Consider the following 17,166-nt stretch of genomic DNA (forward strand, 5'->3'; position numbering starts at 1 on the left):
GCAAAGCAAAAACTTTGCCAGTTGTAACGTAATGAATTATGTTTGCCCAAAAGCAGGATGACAAGGCGATAAATCGGCAATAATAGACGACATGACAGGACTGGACACCACACTTTTATTGCTGGCTGCTGCCGTATTGGGCGTGGTCGCATTCCGTATGTTGCAACTGCCGCCCATGCTGGGTTATCTGGTGGTTGGCATCTTCGTAGGCCCGCACGGTTTTGGCATGGCTGAAGACAGTGCCGTGACCCATGAACTGGCCGAATTTGGCGTGGTCTTCCTGATGTTTTCGATAGGGCTGGAGTTCTCGCTGTCCAAACTCATGGCCATGCGCAAGGTAGTATTTGGCCTGGGCATGGCGCAGGTACTGGTCACGATACTGACCAGCATGGTATTTGGCTGGGTCGCCAGCCGCTGGCTGCCTGGCATGTTCCAGATTAGTTGGGAAGCCTCATTCGCCCTTGGCGGTGCGCTGGCTATGTCTTCCACCGCCATCGTCTCCAAAATGCTGACGGAAAGGCTGGAGCTCGAAAGCCTGCATGGCAGGCAAATCATCAGCGTATTGCTGTTCCAGGATCTGGCCGTGGTACCGCTGCTGATCCTCGTGCCTGCGCTGGCATCCAAATCACCTGATCTTGGCAAAACCCTGGCACTGGCCAGTGGCAAGGCGGCGGCGGTGCTGGTATTGCTGCTGGTGGTCGGGCAAAAACTCATGCGCACCTGGTTTCATATCGTGGTCAAGCGGCGCTCGCAAGAGTTGTTCATGCTTAATCTCTTGTTCATTACGCTGGGCGCTGCCTGGCTGACAGAGAAAGCTGGTTTGTCGATGGCGCTGGGTGCTTTTGTCGCCGGCATGCTGATCTCGGAGACTGAATACCGCCATCAGGTGGAAGAGGACATCAAGCCCTTCCGCGACGTTTTGCTGGGGTTGTTCTTTATTACTGTCGGCATGCTGCTCAATGTGCGGCTGGTATATGAGCAATTCTGGCTGGTGCTGTTGTTGCTGACAGGGCCTGTCCTGTTGAAACTGGTATTGATCGCGGCGCTGGCCAGGGCATTTGGCAATTCCACCAGCGTTGCCTTGCGTACTGGTCTGGGTCTGGCGCAGGCCGGTGAATTCGGCTTCGTTTTGTTGAATCAGGCAGGTGGCTTGCAACTGGTAGACCCCATGCTGGTGCAATTGATTTTGGCGTCGATGGTGATTTCCATGCTGATCTCCCCTTCATCCTGTCCAAATCTGATGCTATCGTCATGAAGTTCTCTGCCAATGAATGGATGATGCAGTCGCTGGCACTGACCCAGATTGCGGCCCGCACCATGACCACCAGGAAGCATGTGATCATTGCCGGTTTTGGCCGTAGCGGTCAGAGTCTGGCGCGTATCCTGGCAGAAGAAAATATCGATTACCATGCCCTTGATCTTGACCCTGACCGCGTGCGGGAAGCGCAGACTGCCGGTGCCAATGTCTCGTATGGCGATGCGGCACGTCGTGAAAGCCTGCTGGCTGCGGGCGTCAACCGCGCCTCGGCATTGGTGGTGACTTACACCAGCACTGCATCCGCGCTCAAGGTTTTGCATTTCGTCAATGAGATGAACCCCAGCCTGCCTGTTATTGTGCGCAGTCATGATGATGTCGATCTTGATAAACTCAGGACCGCCGGGGCTACGGAAGTCGTACCAGAACTCATGGAAGGCAGCCTGATGCTGGCCTCGCATGCCCTGGTCATGCTGGGTGTACCCTTGCGCCGCGTGGTGCACCGGGTGCAGGCTGCCAGGGATGCACGCTATGAATCGCTGCGTGGCTTCTTCCACGGTGCCAGTGATGCTGCCGATAGCCCTGAGAACATGCAGATACGTCTGCATACCGTCATCCTGACAGAGCGTGCCAAGGCGATAGGCCAGCATTTGCCAGACTTGAAGCTCGAAGAGCTGGAAGTCGATATACATACTGTGCGCCGTGGCAAAGCCAGGCTGGCACAGCTCGAAGACATTGTTTTACAGAATGGCGACGTGGTTGTTGTCAGGGGAACTTCCGAAGCCGTCGCTAGAGCAGAGCAGCGGCTGTTAAAATAGCGGGTTATTTTAAAATTTGAAGGACATGCTTGATGTTAAATCCATCAGAGTACATTAAACAACATATACGCACGGTGGAAAACTGGCCACAAGCAGGCGTGATGTTCCGCGACATTACCCCCTTGTTGCAAAATCCTAAAGTATTCCGCGTACTCATTGATATGTTCGTACATCGCTACATGGATGAAAAGCTAGATGTCGTGGCTGGCCTGGATGCACGCGGCTTCATCATAGGCTCAGTAGTCGCCTATGAACTGAACCTGGGTTTCGTACCTATCCGCAAGAAAGGCAAGCTGCCTTTCCATACCGTATCGGAGCAATATGAGCTTGAATATGGCAGCGCGACAGTGGAATTGCATTCCGATGCCTGCAAAAAAGGTGACCGCGTCGTCCTCATCGATGACCTGATTGCCACTGGTGGCACCATGATGGCAGGCAAGAAATTGCTGGAGCGTCTGGGCGCAACGGTAGTTGAAGGTGCTGTCATCGTTGATCTGCCTGAACTCGGTGGTTCTAAAATTATCAAGGACAGTGGCTTACCCTTGTTCACAGTCTGTAATTTCGACGGACATTGACAGGCTGGCAGGTACTCACTCGCATGCATGAGTTTCACATCGGCGCAGCAGACCCGGCCTTGCCCGAGGCGGTGGTTTTGCTGGATGAGCTTTCCGAACGTCTGGCTGCAATCACCGGCAGTAGCGGACGCTCATCCTTTGACCCAGAAGATGTGCGCGTGCCAGGTGCCTTGTTTGTGCTGGCACGCAACGAAGATGGCAAGGCCGTGGGTTGCGGTGCTTTTCGTCCGATGGGCGAGGGGGCGGCTGAAGTCAAGCGCATGTACGCACAGGTATCGGGTGTGGGTCTTGCCGTATTGGCACATCTTGAAGCTGCCGCCAAAGAATTTGGTTACCTGAGGCTATGTCTGGAAACCCGCCTCATCAACCAGCGTGCAGTCACTTTCTATGAAAAACATGGCTACGCACGGATTCCAAATTTTGGTAAATATGCCGGACGGACAGAGGCTGTTTGCTTTGAGAAAATACTCAAGTAATCATATAAAAGACTCACGATTGCTTAAATGCCAAACCCCTGCAAAGGGGGGGGCATTTTTCTTTTTAGGACTTATTCGTTACAAATAGCAAGAAATCTGCACAAAGCCCAGAGCTGCGCTATACTTCAAATCTTCCAAGGAGCGTTGCGACGAAAACGTTAAGTTTTTGCCAGGCTTGGGATATCCATAACTGCGCTCACGTTACTTTTTTCACTAGAAAGGAGGGCGTGATGAACGCCGTCGTAGCAAATACATCCACTACCAATACTTCTCAAGATTTTTTCGTTGCTGACCTGAGTCTCGCTGATTGGGGCCGTAAAGAAATCCGTATTGCTGAAACAGAAATGCCGGGCCTGATGGCTATCCGTGAAGAGTTCGCCGCTAGCCAGCCATTGAAGGGTGCCCGTATCACCGGTTCCCTGCACATGACTATCCAGACTGCCGTGTTGATTGAAACACTGCTGGCCCTGGGTGCAGAAGTGCGCTGGGCATCTTGCAATATTTACTCCACGCAAGATCATGCTGCTGCAGCGATTGCTGCTGGCGGCACACCAGTGTTCGCTTTCAAAGGCGAAAACCTGGATGAGTACTGGGATTTCACCCACCGTATTTTCGAATGGAAAGACGGCGGCTATTCCAACATGATTCTTGATGATGGCGGCGACGCGACATTGTTGCTGCATCTGGGTACTCGTGCTGAAACAGATATTTCTGTCTTGGCCAACCCAGGTTCAGAAGAAGAAATCTGCCTGTTCAATGCGATCAAAAAACACCTGGCTATCGATGCTACCTGGTACTCCAAACGCCTGGCAGAAATCAAGGGCGTGACAGAAGAAACAACCACAGGCGTACATCGCCTGTACCAGATGCACAAAGATGGCAAACTGGCTTTCCCTGCCATCAACGTCAATGACTCCGTCACCAAGTCAAAATTCGACAACCTGTATGGCTGCCGTGAATCCCTGGTGGATGGCATCAAGCGTGCAACTGACGTCATGATCGCTGGCAAAGTTGCCGTTATCGCCGGTTACGGTGATGTAGGCAAGGGCTCTGCCCAAGCCATGCGTGCTTTGTCTGCACAGGTTTGGGTGACTGAAATCGATCCTATCTGCGCATTGCAGGCAGCGATGGAAGGCTACCGCGTTGTGACCATGGAATATGCTGCTGAACATGGCGATATTTTCGTGACGACGACAGGTAACTACCACGTCATCAGTCATGCTCACATGCTGAAGATGAAAGACCAGGCCATCGTTTGCAACATCGGTCACTTCGATAATGAAATCGACGTCGCCGCATTGAAGCAATACACTTGGGAAAACATCAAGCCACAAGTTGACCACGTGATTTTCCCTGACGGCAAACGCATCATCCTGCTGGCAGAAGGCCGCCTGGTGAACCTGGGTTGCGGTACAGGCCACCCATCCTATGTCATGAGTTCTTCTTTTGCTAACCAGACTATTGCGCAAATTGAATTGTTTGCCAATACAGCGAAATATCCAGTCGGCGTTTACACCTTGCCTAAACATCTGGATGAAAAAGTCGCGCGTCTGCAATTGAAAAAACTCAATGCACAACTGAGCGTGCTGACAGAAGAGCAGGCTGCCTATATAGGCGTGAATCAAAATGGCCCATACAAGCCAGATCACTACCGTTATTAATTAGCTGGTGCACTTGCGCGGGTATGCCATCAACAAGCCCGCGCAAGTCAGTGCAATGAAACCGTATCGTTCATCGATACGGTTTACCCACCTACAGACAGGAGCATGTATGCGTTTACTGGCAAGCTGGTTGATCAATGCTTTGGCCCTGCTGGCCATTCCTTACCTGATTTCGTCGGTACAGATAGACAGCTTTACTACCGCTCTGGTCGTGGCAGTTGTGCTGGGTCTGGTGAACACGGTTATCCGTCCCATAGTCTTGATACTGACTTTACCAGCAACGGTACTGAGTCTGGGTCTGTTCATTTTCGTCATTAATGGCCTGATGTTCTGGGCAGTGGCGAATATGGTCGATGGCTTCCACGTTACCGGCTTCTGGGCTGCAGTGGGTGGCGCATTGTTGTACAGCGTGATCTCCTGGGCACTCTCGACCTTATTGTTGCAAAATAAAAAAGATGAAGACGCCTAATTTCAGCATAGAATTTTTCCCGCCCAAGACGGCGGAAGGCACGGAAAAGCTGCGTGTCACACGGGCCAAACTGGCCGAACTTAATCCTAAATATTTCTCTGTCACTTTCGGTGCTGGCGGCACTACCCAGCAGGGTACGCTTGATACCGTGACCGAGATACGCCGCGAAGGCCATGATGCCGCACCGCATCTGTCCTGCGTGGGTGGTACGCGTGAATCGATACGGGCTATCCTGAATGAATTCAAGGCCAATGATATCCGCCGCCTGGTCGCCTTGCGCGGCGACTTGCCCAGTGGCTATGGCATGGGCGGTGAATTCCGTTATGCTAATGAACTGGTCGAATTTATCCGTGCCGAGACTGGCGACTGGTTCCATATTGAAGTGGCGGCCTATCCTGAAATGCATCCACAGGCACGTTCACCGCAAGACGATCTGAACAGCTTCGTGCGCAAGATGAATGCTGGTGCGAATGCTGCAATCACCCAGTATTTTTACAATGCTGATGCCTACTTCCGCTTTGTTGAGGAAGCACGCAAGGCGGGCGTGACTGCACCTATTGTCGCAGGCATCATGCCTATCACCAATAGCACGCAGTTACAGCGTTTCTCTGAAATGTGCGGCGCAGAAATCCCGCGCTGGATACGTTTGAAGCTCGCCAGTTATGGTGACGACACTGCGTCGATCAAGGCCTTTGGCCTTGATGTTGTGACCGCCATGTGCGAGCGACTGCTCGCAGGTGGTGCGCCGGGCCTGCATTTCTATTCTTTGAACCAGGCAGCAGCGACGACAGCAATCTGGCAGCGATTGATTTGATATAGCATCAGTCAGTGGCCTCCTTTAAGGGAATGGGCTTGTGAATGTATGAATTTTGATTCTTTTCCTCAAGTTGCCTGCCTGCTGCTTGCGCTGTTTGGTTTGCTTGCTCTGGCGTTGGCCATGCGTGACCTTTGGGGAGCATGGCAAAGCAGGTCATGGCCTGCGACCGAGGGGGAAATAGTACATTCCAAGGTACAGCGTTTTTCTCGACGCACAGGAAGTGAAGGTAATACCTGGACGTGGCGGATTCACTACGAATATGTCCTGAACGGAACCAGGCATAAAGGCTGGCGCGCATATTACGGTAGTGAACCAACGCTAGGTGTTGCCCGCAATATCGTGGCCAGGTTTCCTGCCGGAGCTGCAGTGAAAGTGTATTACTATCCAAAGCAGCCGGGCACTAGCGTGCTGATTCCCGGATTCAATCGTTATACCTACGGTGGCCTCATCCTGGCATTGTTGTTCTTTTCACTGATGGCGTGGCTGTGGCAATATCGTTAGCCACAGCTGGCAGTGCACAGAGTGCGTATCAATAACATAGGCATAGCTAGCGCAGACCCAGCCACAAACCCAAAGGTACAAACAGTAGGGCAGCGGCATTGCCGAGCAAGACGATAGACGCGACCTTGTCAGGCTCCTGTTTATATTGCTCTGCCACCATGAAACAAAATACTGCAGGTGGCAATGCCGCAAACAGATACATCTGGCCGCGCTGGGTTGGCGTCAGCGGCAAGATAAGTTCCAGTATCCCGGCCACCAGCAAACCTGCCAGCGGGCAGACGATGGCGCCTGCCATGCCTATGCGCCAGCTCGCGAAATTGATATCCAGCATGCGCACGCCCAGCGCAAACAACATGATGGGGATGCAGGCATCCCCCGTCATCTTCAAAGCCAGGAATAAGGTAGGCTGCAGAGGGATATGCAAAATGGCAAACAGCATGCCTGCCGCCATGGCCAGCATCATAGGGCTCAGCAAAAAGCGCCAGGGATTATCCTGATGATCGGGATGCCCATGCTGGATGATGCGTATGCCCACCGTGAAATACACAAGGTTGCAAGCCATGAACAGCGCCACTGCTGCCGACAGGCCGCTGGTACCAAAGGCCAGTGCTGCCAGTGGCAAACCCATATTGCCGCAATTGTTATACATCATCGGCGGCACAAAGCTGCGCACGTCGTAACCCAGCAGGCGCGCTACCGGCCAGGCCAGCAAACCTGAGCCCAGGGCAATCAGGGCACCGGCCAGTATCAGCCACAGGTTGTGGGCAACATCAAAGTCCTTGCCCGCCAGCGCAGTGAAAATCAGTAAGGGGCACAGCACATCCATGCTGATGCGGTTGACCGACACCATATCCGTCGCAGCAGCAGGACCCTTGCGCCGCGCATAGGCATAACCCAGTCCTATGATAATAAACACAGGAAGGATGATGGATAGTATGCGTTCTATCATGCGTGCGCTTGCCAGAAAAATGGAGAGACAGGTTTACTTCTGTTCACAAGAGTCTAGCCGCTTTGCCAGCTTTGTGCTGTGGTAGCAAACACAGATGACAAGATTTCATGTGAAGAGGATTAGCCAGCAGCCTTAGTTGCTCTTGATCCATTCTTGATCCACGTCAAGAGCCGTTTTGCCAGTTTTTCTACAATACCATTTCACATTTATGGCATGCGGGGCTCAATTGGCAATAGAACTTTTTAATGACGGCAAACACATCTGCGTAATGTTCAATGATCTGCTGGACGATACTGCAGACCACGCCGTCCAGGCCAATCAGTTCCTTGTCGTATCAGAAGGCGAGGGGGCGTTGATCGATCCTTCCGGCAACCTGACCTATAACGCATTGCTGATAAGCCTGCACAAATATCTGCCGAAGAAAGACCTCAAATACCTGTTCGCATCACACCAGGACCCTGACATCATAGGCGCGCTCGACAAGTGGCTAATGGGGACGAATTGTGATTTGTATGTGTCGAAATTATGGTCGCGCTTTGTACCGCATTTCTGTAACCTGAATCGCTCCGAAGGACGCATCGTCGGCATCCCCGATGAAGGCATGCCGGTGCGTTTGCGCGACACCATCATCCATGCCGTGCCTGCGCATTTCCTGCATGCTGAAGGCAATTTCCAGTTCTACGACAGCAAATCAAAAATCCTGTTTTCTGGTGACGTCGGTGCCTCCATGGTCGATGCGCATGACATAGAAACTGCGATCACGACCAGGGCGCAATTCCTTGATCATGTGCATACCATGAGCGGTTTTCACAAGCGCTATATGGTGTCGAACAAGGTCTGCCGCCTGTGGGCAAACATGGTCAGGACCATGGATGTGGATATGCTGGTGCCCCAGCATGGCAGGTATTTCAAAGGCCGCGAAGCAATCACCGCATTCCTGGACTGGATCGAAAACCTGCAATGCGGCATCGATTTGTTCACGCAGGAACATTACCGCTTCAGGGGCTGAGCAAGCTCAGCTTTTACCGCTTTTCAGTACTGCATAATTCAAGGGCAGGGCCGTGGTGTTCTTGATGACCTCCATCACAAAGCTGGAGCTGACATCCTGCAGGTCAGCTACCTTCACCAGCTTTTTATATACCTGATCAAAGCCTGCCATATCGGGCACATAGACTTTCAATAAGTAGTCGATGTCGCCACTCATGCGCAGGATTTCAACGATCTCAGGTATCGCCCCAACACCTGCAATAAAACGTTGCATCCACTTCTCATTATGCTGGGCCGCCTTCAGCGCCACCATGACCGTCAAACCGAGGTTCAGCTTCACTGGATCACACAGCGTGACCTGCTGCCTGATGACGCCATCCTCCTGCAGTTTTTGCACACGGCGCCAGCAGGGCGTGACGGACAAGTGCACGGCCTGGGCCAGATCGGCCAGTGCAATGGAGGCATCTTTCTGCAAGATATTCAGTATTTCTAGATCAATTTTGTCCATATTTTCTAGTTCATAGGAAATTTTCCTAAAAATAGCATAAATCCTTGAATAATTTGGTAAAAAATTCTTATTGGCTGTTGCTAGGATATGTCTTGTACCACCCTGAGGTGATCATGGTCTTTATCGATACGCATCAGGGTAGCAATCAGTTAATGCACAGAATGAACAAAGGAATCACCATGAATATCGTCGAGCCAGTATTACAAACCGCCACCCGCCTGACCCATGCCGGTCGCAAGGGCAAGGACCACGCGGCGTTTGTGAATCCTTCCATAGTGCGCGCTTCGACCATGCTGTTTCCTGATGTCGCCTCCCTCAAGAATGCCTGTGGCACACGCCGCGCCTATGGCCGTCACGGCAATGAAACCACACAGGCACTGGAACAGGCCCTGTGCGCGGCAGAAGGCGCTGCTGCCTGCATGCTGACACCGTCTGGCCTGTCAGCCGTTACCACCACTTTGCTCGCCCTGTTGCAGCCTGGCGACCATTTGCTGATGGTTGATACCGTATATGACCCTACCCGTCTGTTTTGCGATGGCATGCTCAAGCAGATGGGTGTCACCACGACTTATTACGACCCGCTGGTGGGCCGTGGCATTGCTGATCTCATGCAATTCAATACCAAGGTGATCTTTGTAGAGTCGCCAGGTTCTCTGACATTTGAAATACAGGACATTCCCGGCATTGCCGCTGCCGCCCATGCGCGTGGTGCGGTAGTTGTTTCTGACTCTACCTGGGCCACACCTATAGGCTGGGATTCGTTTGAGCTGGGTATCGATGTCTCCATCCATGCAGCCACCAAGTACATCGTCGGCCACTCTGATGCACTGATGGGGGCGATTTTGACAACGACAGCACTGGAAGAGCGTATCCGCAATACTTATCGCCAACTGGGTCTGACCATAGGCGCAGATGATGCCGCGCTGGCCTTGCGCGGTATGCGTACGCTGGCAGCACGCCTGGCTACACATAGAGAAAGTGCCCACGTCGTCGCACGCTGGTTGAAAGAGCAGCCAGAGGTGGCCGAGGTCTTGTACCCGCCCATGCCAGGCAGCCCTGGTCATGAATTGTGGAAGCGTGACTTCAAAGCAGAATATGCCTGCGGCCTGATGGGTGCAGTGTTCCGTGCTGACATCACAGAACAGCAAGTCGCTGCCTTGATAGACCGCACCCGCCTGTTTGGCATCGGTTTTAGCTGGGGTGGTTTTGAGAGCCTGATCTTGCCGACCAACCCGGCATCTTACCGCACTGTGAATGCCGCCAAATGGCAGGCACCTATGTTGCGCCTGCATGTGGGGCTGGAAGCAGTACAGGATTTACTGGCCGATCTTGATCAAGGCTTTGCCTCCTTGCGCAAGGGCCAGGAAACCGGGCGTGAGCGCAATTATCTGAAGGCGGTTGTGTAACTGAAATACAGAGCTGAAATATTAAGCTGAAATATTAAGCTGAAATACAGAGCTGAATACCGCTCACCAGTTCAGCTATTCACCCAGGCGATCGCTTTCTTGAGTATGCCTGAAGGTGGCGGGGTAAAGGCCTCCGCATTGCTGGTGCTGGGTTCGTCGGGTTCGAGGTGACGCATCATCGAGAGCGTGTGTTGCTGGCGTATCAGGCCCTGGCGGTTGATGGTGGCAATGATGTTGGCGATTTTACCGGCGGCGTCGTCGAGATCGAATTCATAGAATTCATCCCCACGTTTGCCGCGGCGCTCACGCTGGAACAGTTTCAGGATTTCATCAAGGGCCTGGCCGCAATCCTTGGTATGCAGTTCAAATGCGCATTCATACTGGCCGGGTATCAGTTGTTGCTGGTCACGGTTGAGTTCCATGGCTTTGGAGACACCAGAGCGGCGGGTAGCACCGATCTTGTACAGACCCTGGCGCAAGCCATCGTTTTGCAAAATGTAGATAGTACCTGGAGTGCCATGCATGAATTGTGGTTCGCGTGGCAAAGACCTTTGTGGGCGGTAGCTAGTAGTCATCTCTTAACCAGACATTTTGTAAAGGGATGCTGAGGAGTCTACAAAACTTGTCTGGTATTCAAGACAGGGAATAAAGGGGTGCTTTGCACTCTGTTTATAGCTTAGAAATTCGGAACAGAAGTTTGACACTGCTGATTTACCACCATCCTGTTTTGCTTCCCGCACAGGATTTCTTGCCCGCTGGAAGTTGCAGCGGGCTTTTTTTTCTCGCTGTTACCGGTATCTGGCCTATTTTTGACCTGCTTCTGATCCACTGTCATGCGCCTGTCATGTCCAGCCACTACCATGCGGCAGTCCTGAAAAGTTTTACCTCCAAAGGTCGGGATACTTGCCCGCAGAGTGATCTGCGGGCTTTTTCTTGGGGCTGGTGATCTATACGGGCTACTGTGCTGTTGTCGTCGCTGGCGCTGTTGCCGCCGGAGCATCGCCCATATCCAGTGTGCGTACCCCTGCACCGTTCAGGAATTCATTGAACATCCAGTCACCCTCGGCATTGCTGATGCCTTCAGGCACGGCACGCGCGGTTTCAGGCTTGCCAGCCAGCGCCACGCGCATGGTGTCTATCCAGATAGGCAGGGCCAGGGTAGAACCAAACTCGCGGCCGCCGAGGCTTTTGGGATCGTCATAACCCATCCAGGCCACAGCCACCACATTGCCTGCATAACCGGCAAACCAGCCATCGACCGCATCACTGGTGGTGCCGGTCTTGCCTGCCAGGTCACGACGCCCCAGTTTTGCGGTAGCGCTGGCACCGGTGCCGCTACGTACCACCTCACGCAACATCTGGTCCGTGATATAGGCATTGCGGGCGTCGATGACGCGTGACTCTTCCTGCGCCTTGGCAGGTGGCTTGTTTTCAAACAGCACGACACCCTTGCCATCCACCACCTTGCTGATCAGCCAGGGGTTGACCGAGTAGCCGCCATTGGCAAACACCGCATAGGCTGATGCCAGCTGCAAGGGCGTCACAGAACCGGTACCCAGGGCCATGGTCAGGTTGGCCTGGTGCTTGTCCTTGTCAAAACCAAAGCGTGGCAACCAGGCCTTGGCCTGTTCCACACCAATGGCTTTCAATATGCGCACCGACACCACGTTCTTGGATTGTGCCAGCGCCGTGCGCATGGTGATGGGGCCGTCATATTTACCGTCATCATTACGCGGGTCCCAGCGCAGATTGCTGTCCGATGTCTCTGATAGTTGCACGTCATTGATCAGGGTGCCAGGGTAAAAACCTTTTTCCAGCGCGGCTGAATAAATGAAGGGCTTGATGCTCGACCCAGGCTGACGCCAGGCACTGGTCACATGGTTGAATTTCTTGCGGTTGTAATCAAAACCGCCGACCATCGCACGGAAAGAGCCATCATCCGCATTCAGCGCCACATAAGAACCTTCGACTTCAGGTATCTGCGTAATCGCCCAGCGTTTTTTGGCATCCTGCATCACCCGTATGACCGAGCCTGGGCGTATCTTGATGCCAGCCTTGGCCTTGTCTGTCAGTGCCGTAGCAGCAAAGCGCAAGCCTTCACCAGTGATTTCTATGCTGTCGCCAGATTGCAGTTCGGCCTTGACGATCTTGCCGGAGGCCTGGGTCACCACCGCTGCCAATACCTTGTCATTGTCAGGATGCTTGCGCAAGATCTGGTCTATCGCATCGTCGCGTTCATCTTCATCTGCTGGCAAGTCTATATGGGCTTCAGGGCCGTCATAACCATGGCGCTGGTCATAAGCCATGATGTTGCGGCGTACGGCTTCATAAGCGGCATCCTGCTCGGCCTTGTTGATGGTGGTATAGACCCTGATACCTTTGGTATAGGTATCTTCCTTGTATTGCGCATAGATACTCTGGCGCACCATCTCGGCCACGTAGTCAGCATGGGCATCAAATTGCTGGCCTTTGATGACCTTGATGTCTTCCTTGGCGGCGGCTTCCATCTGGGCTTCGGTGATGAAACCATTCCTGACCATGCTCTTCAAGACCAGTAACTGTCTTTGCTTGGTTTTTTCAAAATTCACGGCGGGGTTATGCCGCACCGGGTTTTGCGGTACACCTGCCAGCATGGCGGCTTCTGCCAGCGTCAGTTGATCAAGTGATTTGCCAAAGTAGGTTTTTGCGGCACTGGAAAAACCATGGCTGCGTTTGCCCAGGAAAATCTGGTTCATGTACAGTTCCAGAATCTGGTCTTTAGTCAGTGCGTCTTCGATGCGGTAAGTCAGCAAAATTTCTTTCATTTTGCGTTCTACTGATTTTTCATTGGTCAGGAAGAAGTTGCGTGCCACCTGCATGGTGATGGTGGATGCACCCTGATGAAAACCGCCGCGCAAGTCCGCCAAAATGGCGCGACCGGCGCCGATGAAGGAGATACCGCCATGTTCATAAAAGCGCGCATCTTCTATCGACAGTAGCGCATTTTTCATGACCGCCGGGATTTGCTTGATCGGTACAAAGTCGCGGTGTTCTTCACCAAATTCACCTATCAGGGCATTGTCGGCGGTGTAGATGCGCAGCGGGATTTTTGGGCGGTAATCGGTCACCGCTTCCAGCGTAGGCAAACCCGGGGCCACCACAAAAAATATAAAGGCCAGACCCGCCAGTAACAGGGTGGTACAGAGGCTGATGCCGAACACTATCCACTTCTTCATGCTATTCCTTATTCTTCCAGGGTTTGCAGCAAATACAGGCGCTGGTATATGCCCTGATCGACCTGCATTAATTCTTGATGATTACCTTGCTCAGCCAGCTTGCCGTGGTTCAGCACGATGATGCTGTCGGCGTCACGTATGGTAGATAATCTGTGGGCAATCGCGATGATACTGACCTTGCCGCGCAATTCTGTCAGCGCGGTTTGTACTACCTGTTCGGTTTCACTGTCGATATGCGAAGTCGCTTCATCCAGGAACAGGATGCGCGGCTTGCCAGCCAGCGCGCGGGCAATTGCCAATAATTGTTTTTGCCCGGTAGAGAGCCGCGCACCACCTTCACCCAGTGGTGTGTCGTAGCCATTTTCCAGTTGCAAAATAAAATCATGGACATGTGCAGCCTTAGCCGCAGCGATGATGTCTGCCTCGCTGATGTCACGCCCCATGGCGATATTTTCTCGCGCATTGGCTGCCAGTAAAAATGGTTCTTGCGGCACCAGCCCCACCTTTTCGCGGAAGTGCGCATCCGTGATGTTGGCCAGCGGCTGAGCATCGACTTCCATGCGGCCAGACTGTGGCGTATAAAATCGTAGCAAGAGACTCAGCAGGGTAGATTTGCCACTGCCGGTATGGCCGACGATGCCATAAAAACTACCCGCCGGGATATCCAGGCTAAAGTCATGCAAGACTGGTCGCGCCGGGTCATAACCAAAATTGACTTTGTCCAGCGTCAGATGGCCGTCAGTAATGCGCGCATCGCTGCTGGCCTGTACATGCTGGTGTTCATTGAGCAGTGTGTTGACACGCGCGGCAGAAACCACGGCTTGCTGTATCTGGCCGAACTGCAGGGTGATCTGTATCAGCGGCTCCACGACGCGGGCGATGTAGCTGACAAAGGCGTACAGCACACCTATCTCCACACCAGAAAAACTGCGCTGGCTGAAAGTGAAAATCACTACCACCAGCAAGATCGAATTCATCAGGTCAAGTGCAGGGCGCAGCAGCCAGGCATTGGCGCGCAATTCATCCAGTCTGGCGGCGTAATGCAATTGATTGGTTTTGGCAAAGCGCTCACCAAAGCGGCGCTCGGCATTGCTGGCTTGCAACGTGCTCATGCCATTGATGCTCTCTGCGACCTGGGCATTGATTTCACTGCGCAACTGGCGCGCCTTGCTGACAGCTGGCGCGCTCCAGCGCTGGTAAAACCAGACGATGATAATGACCGCCGGTATCAGCATCAGAACAATCAACATCAAACGCCATTCCAGCAAGGCCATCGCAGTCAGTGCGCCTAGGACGACGATAGAACTGTCGAGCATGACGAACAGCACCTGCACATACAGGTTCTTGACAGACTCAGTGTCATTCGTCACGCGGCTGACCAGTTGTCCGGTAATCGCCTTGTCAAAGAAAGCCATGGGCAGGCGCAGGACATGTCCATACACCTGTTCACGCAAGCGCCGCACTGAACGCATGGCCACACCAGCCAGCCGTGTCAGTTGCAAATAGCGCAGCCAGGTTGCGCCCCAGCCTGTCAGTACATAAGCTGCCAGCAGGGCTATGACCATGCCCATGTCCATCTGGTGCGGCAACAGGTAACGGTCTATGAAAGCCTTGCCCAGAAACGGGCCAACAGCTTCCAGGGCGGCGGCGATCATTAAAAAGAAGATGCCCAGCCAGACATGGCGTTTTTCATCGCGGGCTGCGTGCAGCAGCAAATGCACTGCCTGTTTTTTTTCCGACATGGCAGCGGGTAATTTTTTCGTATCAGGCTGCATCCAGGCTTGCTTCCAATTGTTGATAACGCCATTGCGTTGCATACCAGCCATTCATATCCAGCAAGGTCTGGTGATTGCCTTGCTCTATGATTTTTCCTTCTCGCAATACCAGGATGTGATTGGCTTCCAGTACCGCACTCAGACGGTGGCTGACGATGACGGCACTGCGTTCAGGATGTTCTTGTCGCAACTCTGCCAGATGTTGCAGGATATGCGTTTCGGTTTGCGTATCGACTGCTGACAGGGCATCGTCCAGCAATAATAAAGGGCTGGCCGTCAGCAAGGCTCGGGCGATGGCTACGCGCTGTTTCTGGCCGCCAGACAGGGTGACGCCACGCTCGCCCACCAGCGTGTCATAGCCATGCGGGAAGCGCTGTATATCATCATCCACTGACGCCAGTTGTGCGGCCTTCATGATCTCGGCACGGCTGGCAGCAGGATTACTGAGCGAGATATTGTCAGCAATCGATGCCGAGAATAAAAACGGTTCCTGCGCTACCCAGTTGATGGACAGGCGCAAGGCTTGCAATTTATAGTCTGCCAGCGCATGCCCACCCCAGGCCACCTGGCCTTGTTCAGCCTCGATCTGGCGCAGCAGCAGGCGCACCACGCTGGATTTGCCTGAGCCGGTAGGGCCGACTATGCCCAGGGTTTGTCCCGGCGCAATACGCAGGCTGATGTCCTGCAAGGCTGGCCTGGTCTGGCCAGGATAAGCAAAGCTGACATTTTCTACAACCAGATCACCGGCAGGTGGCGTATCCAGCTTGCCCTCATCATTGACGCTGAGTTCCTGCGTCAATACCGGTTCCAGCCGTGCCCAGGCGGCCTTGCCGCGTTCCAGCAGTGACAAGACCCAGCCAGCAGCAAACATGGGCCAGATCAATTGGCCCAGATACATGGAAAAGCTCGTCAAGGCACCGATGCTCATTTCACCATGCCAGACCAGGTAACCACCGACACCCAGCGTCAGCGCACCAGCTGCAGTCAGACTTAGGCCCACTGCCGGTTCATAGGCTGCCTCCCAGCGTTGCGCATTCAGGCTGGCCGCTGCAGCGTTTTCTGCCAGTTCGGCGAACTGCGCGGCGCTGCGCTGTTCCAGGCCCAGGGCTCGCAGGGTGCGCACTCCTGATAAGGTTTCCTGCACCTGATCATTGAGTTTGCTGAAACGGTCGAGAGAATCGCGTGAAGCATCCTGTATATGATGGGTAATATGCTTGAAGGCCCAGGCCATGAAAGGGAAGGGCAGCAGGGCCGCCAGTGCCAGCCGCCAGTCCACACCCAGCAGCATCATGCCTATCACCAGGGCAAAGGTCATGCTGCCATCAAAACCGGCGAGAGCGGCTTCACCTGCGGCCAGTTCTATGGCATCTGCATCATTGGTGCCCAGCGCCATCAGGTCGCCGGTTCTTTGTTGCTGGAAAAAGCGCGAACCCTGCACACTCAGACGCTCATACAAACGGGTACGCAATTGCATGCCCAGTTGATAAGAAGCGGTAAACAATTGCGTGCGCCAACCCACCCGCAGGAAATAGATAGCCAGGCCCATGCCCAGCAACCAGGACAGTTCCCACATCAGGGCTGTGTTGTCAAAACGTCCCGCCACCATGCCATCGATAATCATGCCGACACGGCGTGGTATCAAGACCGTCATGACGGCAACGGCAAACAGCATCAGGCCAGCACTGATGTACTGGCGCCAGTGCTGGCGGATAAATTGTGCTAGAAGCTGGTACAGACTCATGGAAGGTTCAGAC

15 protein-coding genes, 1 pseudogene and 1 riboswitch are annotated in these 17,166 nt (G+C 53.5%); of the genes and pseudogenes, 10 read left to right on the top strand and 6 right to left on the bottom strand.

Annotation, left to right across the window (positions count from 1 at the left end):
* The first annotated feature begins 91 nt into the window (after nt 1-91).
* From UNDKW_RS02640 to UNDKW_RS02670, 7 genes and pseudogenes are all read left to right on the top strand, one after another.
* Nucleotides 92-2,073 (top strand): annotated as a pseudogene (locus tag UNDKW_RS02640) (monovalent cation:proton antiporter-2 (CPA2) family protein).
* Between the two features lie 32 nt (nt 2,074-2,105).
* Complete coding sequence (locus tag UNDKW_RS02645; RefSeq protein ID WP_162039603.1) at nt 2,106-2,648, top strand: adenine phosphoribosyltransferase; 543 nt, start codon at nt 2,106-2,108, stop codon at nt 2,646-2,648.
* A gap of 23 nt (nt 2,649-2,671) precedes the next feature.
* Entirely contained in the window at nt 2,672-3,124 is a 453-nt protein-coding gene (locus UNDKW_RS02650; protein WP_162057453.1) for a GNAT family N-acetyltransferase, read from the top strand.
* Between the two features lie 130 nt (nt 3,125-3,254).
* Nucleotides 3,255-3,329: riboswitch (S-adenosyl-L-homocysteine riboswitch) on the top strand.
* A 25-nt stretch (nt 3,330-3,354) separates the two neighbouring features.
* Nucleotides 3,355-4,785, top strand: a complete 1,431-nt coding sequence (gene ahcY, locus UNDKW_RS02655; RefSeq protein WP_162057454.1) for an adenosylhomocysteinase — start codon at nt 3,355-3,357, stop codon at nt 4,783-4,785.
* Between the two features lie 109 nt (nt 4,786-4,894).
* Nucleotides 4,895-5,254, top strand: coding sequence for a phage holin family protein (locus UNDKW_RS02660; protein WP_162057455.1), 360 nt, complete (start codon nt 4,895-4,897; stop codon nt 5,252-5,254).
* The gene (metF, locus tag UNDKW_RS02665; protein ID WP_162057456.1) at nt 5,241-6,068 is read left to right on the top strand and encodes a methylenetetrahydrofolate reductase [NAD(P)H]; all 828 of its coding nucleotides are present in this window, start codon (nt 5,241-5,243) and stop codon (nt 6,066-6,068) included. The genes UNDKW_RS02660 and metF overlap by 14 nt, the downstream gene beginning before the upstream one ends.
* A gap of 48 nt (nt 6,069-6,116) precedes the next feature.
* The gene (locus UNDKW_RS02670) at nt 6,117-6,572 is read left to right on the top strand and encodes a DUF3592 domain-containing protein (RefSeq protein ID WP_162057457.1); all 456 of its coding nucleotides are present in this window, start codon (nt 6,117-6,119) and stop codon (nt 6,570-6,572) included.
* Between the two features lie 46 nt (nt 6,573-6,618).
* On the opposite strand, the gene UNDKW_RS02675 is transcribed toward UNDKW_RS02670, so the two are convergent.
* Nucleotides 6,619-7,521, bottom strand: coding sequence for an AEC family transporter (locus UNDKW_RS02675; protein ID WP_162057458.1), 903 nt, complete (start codon nt 7,519-7,521; stop codon nt 6,619-6,621).
* Nucleotides 7,522-7,747: 226 nt separating this feature from the next.
* Between UNDKW_RS02675 and UNDKW_RS02680 the strand changes: the two genes are divergently transcribed.
* The gene (locus UNDKW_RS02680; RefSeq protein WP_162057459.1) at nt 7,748-8,530 is read left to right on the top strand and encodes an MBL fold metallo-hydrolase; all 783 of its coding nucleotides are present in this window, start codon (nt 7,748-7,750) and stop codon (nt 8,528-8,530) included.
* A 6-nt stretch (nt 8,531-8,536) separates the two neighbouring features.
* Here UNDKW_RS02680 and UNDKW_RS02685 read toward each other — a convergent pair whose 3' ends face one another.
* The gene (locus UNDKW_RS02685) at nt 8,537-9,016 is read right to left on the bottom strand and encodes an Lrp/AsnC family transcriptional regulator (protein ID WP_162057460.1); all 480 of its coding nucleotides are present in this window, start codon (nt 9,014-9,016) and stop codon (nt 8,537-8,539) included.
* A gap of 179 nt (nt 9,017-9,195) precedes the next feature.
* Between UNDKW_RS02685 and metC the strand changes: the two genes are divergently transcribed.
* The gene (gene metC, locus UNDKW_RS02690) at nt 9,196-10,422 is read left to right on the top strand and encodes a cystathionine beta-lyase (protein WP_162057461.1); all 1,227 of its coding nucleotides are present in this window, start codon (nt 9,196-9,198) and stop codon (nt 10,420-10,422) included.
* Between the two features lie 71 nt (nt 10,423-10,493).
* On the opposite strand, the gene UNDKW_RS02695 is transcribed toward metC, so the two are convergent.
* Entirely contained in the window at nt 10,494-10,997 is a 504-nt protein-coding gene (locus UNDKW_RS02695; protein WP_162057462.1) for a GIY-YIG nuclease family protein, read from the bottom strand.
* Between the two features lie 122 nt (nt 10,998-11,119).
* Here UNDKW_RS02695 and UNDKW_RS02700 point away from each other — a divergent pair, with 122 nt between their 5' ends.
* Entirely contained in the window at nt 11,120-11,368 is a 249-nt protein-coding gene (locus UNDKW_RS02700) for a hypothetical protein (RefSeq protein ID WP_162057463.1), read from the top strand.
* 10 nt (nt 11,369-11,378) lie between these two features.
* On the opposite strand, the gene UNDKW_RS02705 is transcribed toward UNDKW_RS02700, so the two are convergent.
* The 3 genes from UNDKW_RS02705 to UNDKW_RS02715 are packed head-to-tail and all read right to left on the bottom strand — an operon-like array spanning nt 11,379 to nt 17,153.
* Nucleotides 11,379-13,637: a penicillin-binding protein 1A gene (locus tag UNDKW_RS02705; RefSeq protein ID WP_162057464.1), complete on the bottom strand. Its 2,259-nt coding sequence runs from the start codon at nt 13,635-13,637 to the stop codon at nt 11,379-11,381.
* Nucleotides 13,638-13,645: 8 nt separating this feature from the next.
* Nucleotides 13,646-15,412: an ABC transporter ATP-binding protein gene (locus UNDKW_RS02710; RefSeq protein ID WP_370529120.1), complete on the bottom strand. Its 1,767-nt coding sequence runs from the start codon at nt 15,410-15,412 to the stop codon at nt 13,646-13,648.
* Nucleotides 15,402-17,153 carry an ABC transporter ATP-binding protein gene (locus UNDKW_RS02715; RefSeq protein ID WP_162057465.1) on the bottom strand — a complete coding sequence of 584 codons (1,752 nt, stop codon included), beginning with the start codon at nt 17,151-17,153 and terminating at the stop codon, nt 15,402-15,404. Before UNDKW_RS02715 ends, UNDKW_RS02710 begins: the two co-directional genes overlap by 11 nt.
* Nucleotides 17,154-17,166: the final 13 nt, after the last annotated feature.

Origin of the sequence: Undibacterium sp. KW1 (assembly GCF_009937955.1) — a bacterium.
Taxonomy (GTDB): Bacteria; Pseudomonadota; Gammaproteobacteria; order Burkholderiales; family Burkholderiaceae_D; genus Undibacterium.

What these genes read in the sequence shown, in the direction of transcription:
- UNDKW_RS02660 (WP_162057455.1), top strand. Translation starts at nt 4,895, where the DNA reads ATGCGTTTACTGGCAAGCTGGTTGATCAATGCTTTGGCCCTGCTGGCC.
- UNDKW_RS02695 (WP_162057462.1), bottom strand. Translation starts at nt 10,997, where the DNA reads ATGACTACTAGCTACCGCCCACAAAGGTCTTTGCCACGCGAACCACAA.
- ahcY (WP_162057454.1), top strand. Translation starts at nt 3,355, where the DNA reads ATGAACGCCGTCGTAGCAAATACATCCACTACCAATACTTCTCAAGAT.
- metF (WP_162057456.1), top strand. Translation starts at nt 5,241, where the DNA reads ATGAAGACGCCTAATTTCAGCATAGAATTTTTCCCGCCCAAGACGGCG.
- UNDKW_RS02710 (WP_370529120.1), bottom strand. Translation starts at nt 15,412, where the DNA reads ATGCAGCCTGATACGAAAAAATTACCCGCTGCCATGTCGGAAAAAAAA.
- UNDKW_RS02705 (WP_162057464.1), bottom strand. Translation starts at nt 13,637, where the DNA reads ATGAAGAAGTGGATAGTGTTCGGCATCAGCCTCTGTACCACCCTGTTA.
- UNDKW_RS02685 (WP_162057460.1), bottom strand. Translation starts at nt 9,016, where the DNA reads ATGGACAAAATTGATCTAGAAATACTGAATATCTTGCAGAAAGATGCC.
- UNDKW_RS02670 (WP_162057457.1), top strand. Translation starts at nt 6,117, where the DNA reads ATGAATTTTGATTCTTTTCCTCAAGTTGCCTGCCTGCTGCTTGCGCTG.
- UNDKW_RS02650 (WP_162057453.1), top strand. Translation starts at nt 2,672, where the DNA reads ATGCATGAGTTTCACATCGGCGCAGCAGACCCGGCCTTGCCCGAGGCG.
- UNDKW_RS02675 (WP_162057458.1), bottom strand. Translation starts at nt 7,521, where the DNA reads ATGATAGAACGCATACTATCCATCATCCTTCCTGTGTTTATTATCATA.
- metC (WP_162057461.1), top strand. Translation starts at nt 9,196, where the DNA reads ATGAATATCGTCGAGCCAGTATTACAAACCGCCACCCGCCTGACCCAT.
- UNDKW_RS02645 (WP_162039603.1), top strand. Translation starts at nt 2,106, where the DNA reads ATGTTAAATCCATCAGAGTACATTAAACAACATATACGCACGGTGGAA.
- UNDKW_RS02715 (WP_162057465.1), bottom strand. Translation starts at nt 17,153, where the DNA reads ATGAGTCTGTACCAGCTTCTAGCACAATTTATCCGCCAGCACTGGCGC.